Genomic DNA, 9,715 nt, shown 5'->3' with positions numbered 1-9,715 from the left:
TTTTTACTGAATAAAATAAACGCAAGAGAAAAGTGGTGCCTGGCCTAACGGTCAAACACCACTTTGTCTACAGTCTGTAATTACATTCTTTTACTCTTTATTATATAATTCAATTGTATGTTCACAAATCGTTTTTTTCACTTTTTCAATATCCAAAGGTTTAGCTAAATGTGCGTTCATTCCTGCATCTAAACATCTTTGTACATCTAATAAGACAGGCAAAAATTTGTATTATCCCTGCCAATATACTTCCTTTTTCTTGCATAACTGTTTATTTTTATACATATAAGCATCTGCATCATCCAATAACATCTGCATTGTACACGACATATCATCGGAGGATAATGCCCATCCGCATGCATAGTCGATTGGTATTTGATTTTCATAACTATTTAATCTATCTTTTTCTCTGTACAAGGATTTCAATATTTCCTTAATTTCCGCCTCACTTGTATGATGAATGACTGCTATAAACTCATCTCCGCCATATCTTCCAACAAAATCCTTTTCTGGAATAACACTGCGCAAAAGCTTTGAGAAATTCATTATTAACTGATCTCCTGCGGAATGTCCCATTGTATCATTTACAGTTTTTAGATTATTTAAATCAAACATTATGCATGCTGTAGAATCTGTAATTATATCTTTTTTATTAAGAAGCTCATTACAGGCATTTTTATTTGGCAGCCCAGTATGGGCATCTACGAATGCTTTCTGTTCCAGCAGTCTGTTTTGCATTGCCATCTGCATTGCCTTTAAAGTCTGCATAATAACCAATATCACCAGAATCAACATATCAAGTGCCGACAAAAGCTCTATGGTACGAATCTTTATAGCGATCTTTTCTGAATAACTTTCTGCGGCATAGACAGTTTCATCTGCCATCGTAAAATATATTTCACTCATATTAACAATGTCTGTATTTTCGTATCCCTTGTTTCTTACTGCTTCAATTTCTGTTTTCAATTTATCCCAGTAATCACTCTGGATTTTCAATTTTCCCTGATATTCTTCGTCATTAAGTTTTACCAGATTATAATGTCCATCCTGATATCTCAATCCAAGAAGAATATCATCCAAATATTTAATTAATTCATCATTTTCGTTTCCTGTAATTTCTAATTTTACTTCGCGCTGTGTAGCTCCACGTACCAGACCTGCATAATTTATTACGCGTGCTGTCCCCTGCAGCCTGCTAATCTGAATCATCATAAAAATAACAAGAACCACTAATATCAATATAAGGAAACTCTGTATAATACCTATTATATTTTTATTTTTCTTGTTTGTCTGCATTTCACAATTTATCCCCAATCTCAAATAATATTCATTTCAATAACTATGCTATTCATTTACTTTCTCCCTATATTAGGAACAAATACTTTTAATAGTCTTTTTCATCTTTTCAATATCCAAAGGTTTCGCCAAATGAGCGTTCATACCCACGGCAATGCACTTTTCAGCATCTTCCTGGAATGCATTTGCTGTCATAGCTATAATCGGTACTGTTTTTGCATCTGGACGTTCTAATTCCCTGATTTTTCTCGTAGCTGTATATCCATCCATAACAGGCATCATCAGATCCATCAAAATTACATCAAATGTTCCTGCCGGTTTCTCTTTAAATAGTTCCAGTGCCTGCTGTCCATTCTCCGCTCTGGTAATTAACGCTCCGACATCTTCGAGAACTGTCTTTGCTATTTCCGCATTCAGCTCATTATCTTCTACAAGGAGAATTCTTTTCCCTTTTATTGTATGAATTGCAGATGACTCTATGGTATCCTCACTTCCATATACCTCTTCTTTCAATGCTATGTCAAAAGAAAGATCTATCGTAAATTTTGTTCCAATACCCTGTCTGCTTTCTACCTGAATACTTCCACCCATCAGCTCTATCATAGATTTGATAATAGGAAGTCCCAACCCGGTTCCCGGCACTTTGTTTTCTGTGGTACTATGTTCTCTGGAAAATTCTTCATAGATATGTGGAAGATATTCTTCACTCATACCAATGCCCGTATCTTCACATGAAAAAATATAGCGTATCTTTGAAGGATTCTCTGATACCGCCTCATGTACTTCTACATAGATTGAATGTCCCTCCGGGGTATACTTTATAGCATTACTGATAATATTCAGCATGATTTCCTGTAACTTTGTCTGATCACAGACAACATAATGATGTCTTACATCTAAAACAGCATGATACTGCAGGTTCTTCTTTCTGACATCCTCTTCAAACACTGTATTTACTCTGTGAAATAATGCATCCATATCTTCAGCTTTTAACTGCAATACCGCAGTACCACTTTCAATCCGGGCCATCTCCAGAACCTGATTGATGATTCTCAGCAAAAGATTACTGGAAGACTGTATCTTTTCCAGATATTCTTTTGCCTTTCTTTCATTTTGCAGATTCTTCTCCAACAAACCGGAAAAACCTACAATTGCATTCATCGGAGTCCGGATATCATGACTTATGTTAAATAAAAATCTTGTTTTTGCCTCATTGGCATTTTTCGCCTGCTCAGCAGATTTTTCCAGTTCTGCTTCATATTGTCTTTCCCTGTGTTTTTTACTGGATATTAAATAAAATACTGTAGCAATCAATAATGAGAATACATAAGAAATGACAATACACATAATCCAGTAAGAACGTGGACTCCATCCCTCTGATGGTATAATATCAAAATACCATGTGTTATTGGGAACTGCACATTCTACTGTCAGAATGTTATCCGGCATATCACCCTGGCTTTCTGCCAGAATAATCCTGTCGCTGCTGTCTCTGTCATATGTCCAAATTCTGTAACAGAAATCTGCATCGCTTAAATAATCAAGATTTATCTCACCAATGAAGCGATTCCAGTCAATCACCAGGATCACAAATCCCCAGAACCCACCATCATCTGAATTATTATCCTGGTAAACCGGATTAAAAAGCAGTGCCCCTGTTCCTCCCTGCTTTAGCTGGTATGGTCCTCCCAGCGTATATTTTCCACTCTCCTTTGCCAGAACTGCATCCTTTTTTCGCTCATGCTCCTGCAGCATATCCAGGCCAAAAGCTCCCTCATTTCCCTGTTTCGGATAAATGTCTGTAACAATTCCCTCAGGTGCCAGTTCAAATGCCTTTATCACTCCATCTTCATTAGGAATCTTTTCTGCCAGTTCAGAAAATGTATTCTCATCCAGATTCTCTCCTGCACTGATATAATTTCCCAAAAGAGCAGAGACTTTCAGAAGGAATGCCGCAATTTCCCTGTTGAGCTCGTTATCCTCTGCCAATAGAATACGGCACCCGGACAGATTTTCCTTTGGTAATTCAGACATTTCCTGTACAACTGCAGGTCTTTGCTGCCTACGCTGAATGCAATGTGCGCATACCCAGTGCGGGCAAATTCCTTTGGAAAATCAGGCATTTCCGGCTTGTTCATAATTTCAAGCCGTGCCCCATCGTCAAATGACAAAAAATAAGAGCAGAAACTTGTTTTTGTATTATGGTAGCCTTCATTTGATTTTGCACCCAGATACTTCACAAAGAAATTGCGGGCTGTTTCCAGATCTTTTACATATAAAGCAATGTGTTCTATTTTCATAACCTACCTCCACAACGTCCGAACATATACCTCTATAAACTTTAACCTTTCCTGACAGCAAGGCAGTAATTGACATGCTCAAAGGCTTTCAGATCAGACCCGGCCTTGTCGATCACGTCCTTTTGAATATCATCCGGTGTCAGCAGCTCGTAGATCAGAAACCCGTGCTTCTCCAGCAGCTTTTCAATCTTTGAAGCGGAAGTGCTGTATTTACGCACACAAAAATCGTATCTTGCTTCAAAAAGGTAAATGCCCATAATTTATGCGCTTTTCCATGCAGAATATCGACTATTTGGAGACTAATTTTAGTTTTGCATTTATTTTGTCAATGTTTCAGTTACAATTCATATAATCAGCATAAACGTAAAGCTCATGCTGTTAAGCTTTCGATCTTGATTTGGCTGTGAACTCTGAGATAACAACTTTGATGACCTCTACTGTCGATGCCATCTCTTCATTGATATTGAATTCACGACCCGTCTGATTTTTCATAAAGAGCGAAAGGCCTCGTATTTTCTCCTGCACATCCTCTGTTAATTCTGCACGGCCACGCCCAATCACAGATGCAAATGATGCTCCGTATTTGCAAGCTACATCTCCGCCGGATATAAGCTCAACATCACTTTCTACCTCAATGCACACATTTGAATTACTTCTGATCAGATCCAGCTTATGCCCTTCTTTTGCGCAGTGCATGTAGAAAATCAAGATACCCTCTTTATATTCGTATCCGTAGTGAAGTGGAACGATGTAGGGATAATCAGCATCAAACAAAGCAAGATGCAGGACTTTCGCTTTTTCAATAATCTGCAGAATTTCAATAATATTTGTTACTTCTCGATCTTTTCTTCTCATAGATAAATACCTAAAGAATCGTACACGATTCCTCCTTTTTTAAATTTCAAAATTATACAATCTTGAAGTTGTCACTCTGTCAGTCGATTCTCCTCGCCCCAGATACAGAGCTGATCCAGTACAGTCATCAGCGATTTTCCTCGCTCCGAAAGCGTATATTCCACCTTCGGCGGGATCTGCGGATACTCAGTGCGGACGATCAGTTTATCCGCTTCCAGCTCCTTGAGATTCGTGCTGAGAGTTTTGTCGGAAATGGTTTTCAGATACCGTTTCAATTCATTGAATCGCACCGTCTCAAACTCCATCAGGCAGTAAAGAATGACCATCTTGTGCTTGCCGGAGATCAGCGACAACGTGTAGGCAAAGCCGGTATCTTCGAAATTGGCGTTCTCAATATAGTTCTGTATCATTCACTTTCTTCTAAGATAGTACCTATCATAATTACCAGTACTTGAATTTATAATTTGCGTGGATATAATTATAAGCAGGATGAACAGTCCTGTCAATATGACCACAAGGAGGAGTTATCATGAGAACAAAGCTGAATATTACCGAAGGCATTTTCCCCATGCCGGTTCTGATGGTTGCAACTTACAACGAGGACGGCAGTGTCAATGTCATGAACGCCGCATGGGGCACCATGCAGGAGCGGGACTCCGTTGTTCTGAACCTCACCGAGACACACAAGACCGTACAGAACATCAAGGCACGGGGAGCATTCACCGTCAGCATTGCCGATGCTGCCCACATAGTGGAAGCAGACTATTTCGGCGTAGAGTCCGGCAATAAAGTCGCCGATAAATTTGCCCGCAGCGGTCTGACCGCCAGCAAAGCAGAAACTGTAGATGCCCCTGTCATCAACGAGTTCCCGATCTGCCTGGAGTGCAGGTTCATCGAGTATCAGAACAATGCATACGGATGCGGCGTCATCGGCAAGGTGATCAATGTCACTGCCGATGAGAGCGTTATGGTGGATGGAAAAATTGATATGTCTAAGGTCAACGCCATCGCATTTGACCCCTACACCCACGGCTATTATAAAGTCACCGAGCGTGTGGGCGAAGCATTCCGAGATGGCTTAAAGCTGAAAAAGTAAGGTGTGCAGAAAAGGAGCTTTCGCATAAGCGAAGGCTCCTTCTTAAAATATGTGGATTTCACAAATTCCAGTTGTCAAACAGCGTTCGTTGTTTCGCTTTGTGGCATTTTTACCCACTGCTGAATCACACCTGTAACATACGTAATGGAATCGGTGCAGTCGTTCTTGAGCCATTCTGAGATAATTGCCATCAGTCCCCGAATATAAAAGGCCATGATATAAGGTCGATCTTGCTGTAGTACACCGTAGCGGTCGAGAATCTAAGAGAGCAGAAACACTTTGAATCCAGCATATCTGTATTATTCGTTGTAATATGCCGCTTTATCTCAAATACTCCGTAAAGAATGCGTTGAGCTTTTCAAACGGAATGATGTCCATCTGATCGTAAAGGTCAGTGTGATTTGCACCGGGGATAATGAGCAATTCCTTGTTATCGCCGGTCAGCTTGCTGTACGCTGTTTCGCTGAAATAGCGGGAGTGCGCCTTTTCCCCGTGTGCCAGCAGCACGGCAGAGCGGATTTCGTTGCTGTATTGCAAGATCGGCATATTCAGGAACGACAGCGAGGAGGTCACATTCCAACCGCCGTTGGAGTTTAGGCTGCGGGAGTGATAGCCACGTGGCGTTTTGTAGTAGGCATAATAGTCCTTTACAAACTGCGGTGCGTCCTCCGGCAGCGGATCAACCACACCACCCGCCAGCGCATAGCTTCCGCTTTTATAATCCTCGATGCGCTGTGCATTCATGGCTTTTTTCTTCTCAAAGCGTGCCTGCTCAGAATCCTCAGCATCAAAATATCCGTTGGCCGTTACACGGGTCATGTCGTACATGGTCATAGCCGCAGTAGCTTTGATGCGGGTGTCAATGGCTGCGGCATTGAGCGCCATGCCGCCCCAGCCACAGATACCGATGATACCGATGCGCTCCGGGTCAACATTCTCCTGCACGGAAAGGAAGTCTACCGCTGCGCAGAAATCCTCGGTATTGATATCCGGCGAAGCGACATAGCGGGGTGTACCGCTGCTCTCGCCGGTGTAGGACGGATCGAAGGCAATCGCCAAGAAGCCAAACTCTGCCATTTTCTGCGCATACAGACCGGAGGACTGCTCCTTTACCGCGCCGAACGGACCGCTGACGGCAATAGCGGGCAGCTTGTCCACCACACTCTTTGGCGTATACATATCCGCCGCCAATGTGATGCCGTAGCGGTTATGAAAGGTTACTTTCTTGTGATCCACCTTGTCGCTTTTCGGGAACACCTTGTCCCATTCCTGTGTCAGATTCATTTTTTCCATATTCAGACCTCCTTGCCTGTTGCCTTAAAATATGCTGTGTTGTCCACGGCTTCCAACCATTCATTGGAGGTTTCATCCCCCGGAACCTCTACCGCCAGATGAGAGAACCAGCTATCCGGCGCAGCACCGTGCCAGTGCTTGACTCCCACAGGGATATTTACTACATCTCCTGGGCGCAGCTCCTGTGCCGGTTTGCCCCATTCCTGATAGTAACCATGCCCGGCTACGCAGATGAGAATCTGTCCGCCGCCGTTTTTCGCATGATGAATGTGCCAGTTGTTACGGCAGCCGGGTTCAAAGGTTACATTGTAAATGCCAATCTGCTGCGTAGAAAGAGGTGCGAGATAGCTTTGCCCGATAAAATATTTTGCAAAGGCATCATTGGGTGCGCCGATGGGAAAGACCATTTCATTCTGATGCTTGGCTTTTGCGTCGGCGGCATCGTCCTCTGCCCATACCTCCTTTGCCATACGGAAGGCCGCCCACGCCTTGGGCCAGCCCGCATAAAATGCCGCGTGGGTCAGGATCTCCGCAATTTCCGTTTTCGTCACGCCGTTATTCTTTGCAGTTGTCAGATGGTATTGAAAAGACGAATCCGTCAGTCCCTGCGCCATCAGCGCCACCACTGTTACAATGCTGCGGTCCCGCAGGGAAAGCTTGTCTTCCCGGCTCCACACCTGCCCAAACAGCACATCATCATTCAATTCCGCAAATTTGGGAGCGAATTCCCCAAGAGCCTCTCTGCCTGCCGTTTGTTTAACTGCCATGGCTCACACCTCCTTGCCCATCTGATAAGCTTGCTCCAGTGCAGGATGACCTGCGATTTCTCCCACGCCGTTTACGCCGCCTGCAAACACTGTTCCAGCCAACGCACAGCGGGGGAAGCAGTCTACCCAGCCCTGCACGGCCTTCTCTGTGCCCGCAAAGGTTTCCGATGCGTCCTCTGCCGCCGTTGCAAGCAGATAGGCTTTCGTAAAGACGTAGTCCGTATCGAACAGCGGGTTGGCACGGTCCAGCATCGTCTTGAGCTGACCGCTGACGCAGTAATAGTAGACAGGCGTTGCGAACACCAGCACATTTGCATCGTGCATTCTGGTGGCAATTTCCACGGCATCGTCTTGGATGACGCAGTGCCCCAACTTCATGCAGGCAAGACAGCCCTTGCAGAAGCCAACCTGTTTTTCCCGCAGATATACGTTTTCTACCTGATTGCCTGCCTCCCGTGCACCCTTGGCAAACGCTGCCGCCAGCGTTTCGGAGTTGCCGCCCTTACGGGGACTTGAAGAAATGATCAGCACCTTTTTATCCATTGTAAAACACTCCTTGCGTTTTGATATTCTCTGTGTTATTCTCATAGTAATACCTAAACCTAACTTTAGGTCAAGATATTTTTTGAAAATTTTTGGAGGGAAATTTATGTATTCAATTGGACAGGTGGCAGAGATGTTCGGATTGCCTATCTCCACGCTGCGCTATTATGATAAACAGGGACTTTTTCCGAACATGGAACGGGTGTCCGGCATCCGCAAATTCGGTGACACGGAGATTGAAGCACTCCGGGTCATTGAATGTCTGAAAAAGGCCGGCATGGAGATCAAGGACATCCGGCAGTTCATGGATTGGTGTGTTGAGGGTCCGTCCACCTATCCACAGCGCAAGGCCATGTTTGAGGAGCGGAAAGCCCACATGGAAGCAGAGATTGCGCACATGAACCGGGCACTGGATATGCTGAAATTCAAGTGCTGGTATTATGAGCAGGCAATCCAAGACGGCAGCGAGGACAGACTAAAGGCACTGATTCCCGACCACTTACCGGAGGGAATCCAAAAAGCATATGAAAACGCGCATAGCTAACCTTTCCCGTGCTATGTATCGTCTGATTCAGATCGGATAGGAGGTAGATAATTATTTTATCTACCGACCTCCCACACCACCGTACGTGCCGTTCGGTATACGGCGGTTCTTTAGTTTTCACATATTTTCAAGTAGAACTCTGTGAATGTTGGATATCCCCATTCATGGAGTTTTGCATTATTCAACGCAAACTTCACCAGCCTATTATTGCTACAGTTCCAAATCCCTTGTCGCATATTTGCGTGCCATTGAATAAAATCTTCCTCCATTCCGAGTTCTTTTAGTTTCCGGTATTTCGTTTTTGTTTTCTTCCATTATGTACCTGTTGTGCTGTCTATTCGATTGTCAATGTACTGATGAAGGAGGAAAACTTGTCCTTCTTATTAACACTGACAAAAAAGGCAAAAAACAGGCGAATCAAATGAATTTTTATCAAAAATATTTTACAAGTTGCTTTAATCCACGGCGGATACTATCTCGGACACGGCTTGGGTCTACACCTTCTACTTCGGCAATTTCATTTACCGTCATTCCCAAATAGTATCGGGCATAAATTCGCTTTGCCTGTTTCTCCGGCAGCTTCATCACAGCGGCATAGACCTGCTCCTGAAACTGTTTTTCCTCCAGAACCATCTCCGGTGTTTGCGGCTTCAACAGCACCGCATTTTCAATGCCATTCTCGCAATCCAGAGAATACTGTACTTTATAACGATACATCTTTTGCTCATACGCAGTCTCCGCACGTTCAGCTGCTCGAATAGTCTCCATTACTTCCTCTGTCACATCTACAAAAAAGTCTGTTGTATAAACATCAGGATAAAGTTCCCGAAGGTTAATTTTCTTCATTATGTACCTCCATTTCGATTCACGGGTGATTGACGAGTGAATCGATTGGAGGCGGGGACCGACACCGGCAGACAACCGGATCATCTCCGAAAAAATGGCAATCGAGTAGGAGGGAAAATTAAATAAATTTTCCCGACCTCTCACACCACCGTACGTACGGTTCCGTATACGGCGG

General features: G+C 43.7%; 12 protein-coding genes. 2 read left to right on the top strand and 10 right to left on the bottom strand.

All coding sequences use genetic code 11. The annotated features are described in order from the left end of the window. Positions 1-231 precede the first annotated feature (231 nt). From WMO62_RS14955 to WMO62_RS14930, 6 genes are all read right to left on the bottom strand, one after another. Complete coding sequence (locus tag WMO62_RS14955) at positions 232-1,296, bottom strand: GGDEF domain-containing protein (protein WP_349145179.1); 1,065 nt, start codon at positions 1,294-1,296, stop codon at positions 232-234. Positions 1,297-1,368: 72 nt separating this feature from the next. Beyond that, complete coding sequence (locus tag WMO62_RS14950; RefSeq protein ID WP_349145178.1) at positions 1,369-3,285, bottom strand: hybrid sensor histidine kinase/response regulator; 1,917 nt, start codon at positions 3,283-3,285, stop codon at positions 1,369-1,371. Further along, the gene (locus WMO62_RS14945) at positions 3,237-3,596 is read right to left on the bottom strand and encodes a VOC family protein (protein WP_349145177.1); all 360 of its coding nucleotides are present in this window, start codon (positions 3,594-3,596) and stop codon (positions 3,237-3,239) included. Before WMO62_RS14945 ends, WMO62_RS14950 begins: the two co-directional genes overlap by 49 nt. 41 nt (positions 3,597-3,637) lie before the next feature. After that, positions 3,638-3,853, bottom strand: a complete 216-nt coding sequence (locus tag WMO62_RS14940; protein ID WP_349145175.1) for a hypothetical protein — start codon at positions 3,851-3,853, stop codon at positions 3,638-3,640. A gap of 121 nt (positions 3,854-3,974) precedes the next feature. Beyond that, positions 3,975-4,451, bottom strand: coding sequence for a pyridoxamine 5'-phosphate oxidase family protein (locus tag WMO62_RS14935; RefSeq protein WP_349145174.1), 477 nt, complete (start codon positions 4,449-4,451; stop codon positions 3,975-3,977). A 71-nt stretch (positions 4,452-4,522) separates the two neighbouring features. Then, positions 4,523-4,861, bottom strand: a complete 339-nt coding sequence (locus tag WMO62_RS14930) for a winged helix-turn-helix transcriptional regulator (protein ID WP_349145173.1) — start codon at positions 4,859-4,861, stop codon at positions 4,523-4,525. A gap of 119 nt (positions 4,862-4,980) precedes the next feature. Between WMO62_RS14930 and WMO62_RS14925 the strand changes: the two genes are divergently transcribed. Continuing rightward, positions 4,981-5,547: a flavin reductase family protein gene (locus WMO62_RS14925; protein ID WP_349145172.1), complete on the top strand. Its 567-nt coding sequence runs from the start codon at positions 4,981-4,983 to the stop codon at positions 5,545-5,547. Positions 5,548-5,868: 321 nt separating this feature from the next. On the opposite strand, the gene WMO62_RS14915 is transcribed toward WMO62_RS14925, so the two are convergent. Genes WMO62_RS14915 through WMO62_RS14905 form a run of 3 tightly spaced genes read right to left on the bottom strand, consistent with a single transcriptional unit; the run spans position 5,869 to position 8,150 of the window. Beyond that, positions 5,869-6,840 carry an alpha/beta hydrolase gene (locus WMO62_RS14915; RefSeq protein WP_349145170.1) on the bottom strand — a complete coding sequence of 324 codons (972 nt, stop codon included), beginning with the start codon at positions 6,838-6,840 and terminating at the stop codon, positions 5,869-5,871. 2 nt (positions 6,841-6,842) lie between these two features. After that, entirely contained in the window at positions 6,843-7,607 is a 765-nt protein-coding gene (locus WMO62_RS14910; RefSeq protein ID WP_349145169.1) for a carboxymuconolactone decarboxylase family protein, read from the bottom strand. 3 nt (positions 7,608-7,610) lie between these two features. Further along, positions 7,611-8,150: a flavodoxin family protein gene (locus tag WMO62_RS14905; RefSeq protein ID WP_349145168.1), complete on the bottom strand. Its 540-nt coding sequence runs from the start codon at positions 8,148-8,150 to the stop codon at positions 7,611-7,613. A 106-nt stretch (positions 8,151-8,256) separates the two neighbouring features. Between WMO62_RS14905 and WMO62_RS14900 the strand changes: the two genes are divergently transcribed. Then, positions 8,257-8,694: a MerR family transcriptional regulator gene (locus tag WMO62_RS14900; protein WP_349145167.1), complete on the top strand. Its 438-nt coding sequence runs from the start codon at positions 8,257-8,259 to the stop codon at positions 8,692-8,694. A 432-nt stretch (positions 8,695-9,126) separates the two neighbouring features. Here WMO62_RS14900 and WMO62_RS14895 read toward each other — a convergent pair whose 3' ends face one another. Further along, positions 9,127-9,540, bottom strand: a complete 414-nt coding sequence (locus WMO62_RS14895; RefSeq protein WP_349145166.1) for a sigma-70 family RNA polymerase sigma factor — start codon at positions 9,538-9,540, stop codon at positions 9,127-9,129. Between the last annotated feature and the right edge of the window lie 175 nt (positions 9,541-9,715).

Source organism: Hominiventricola aquisgranensis (genome assembly GCF_040096225.1).
Classification (GTDB): Bacteria; Bacillota; Clostridia; order Lachnospirales; family Lachnospiraceae; genus Hominiventricola; species Hominiventricola aquisgranensis.
Note: the sequence above shows the minus strand (reverse complement) of the source record. Positions and strands in the feature narration are given on the sequence as shown.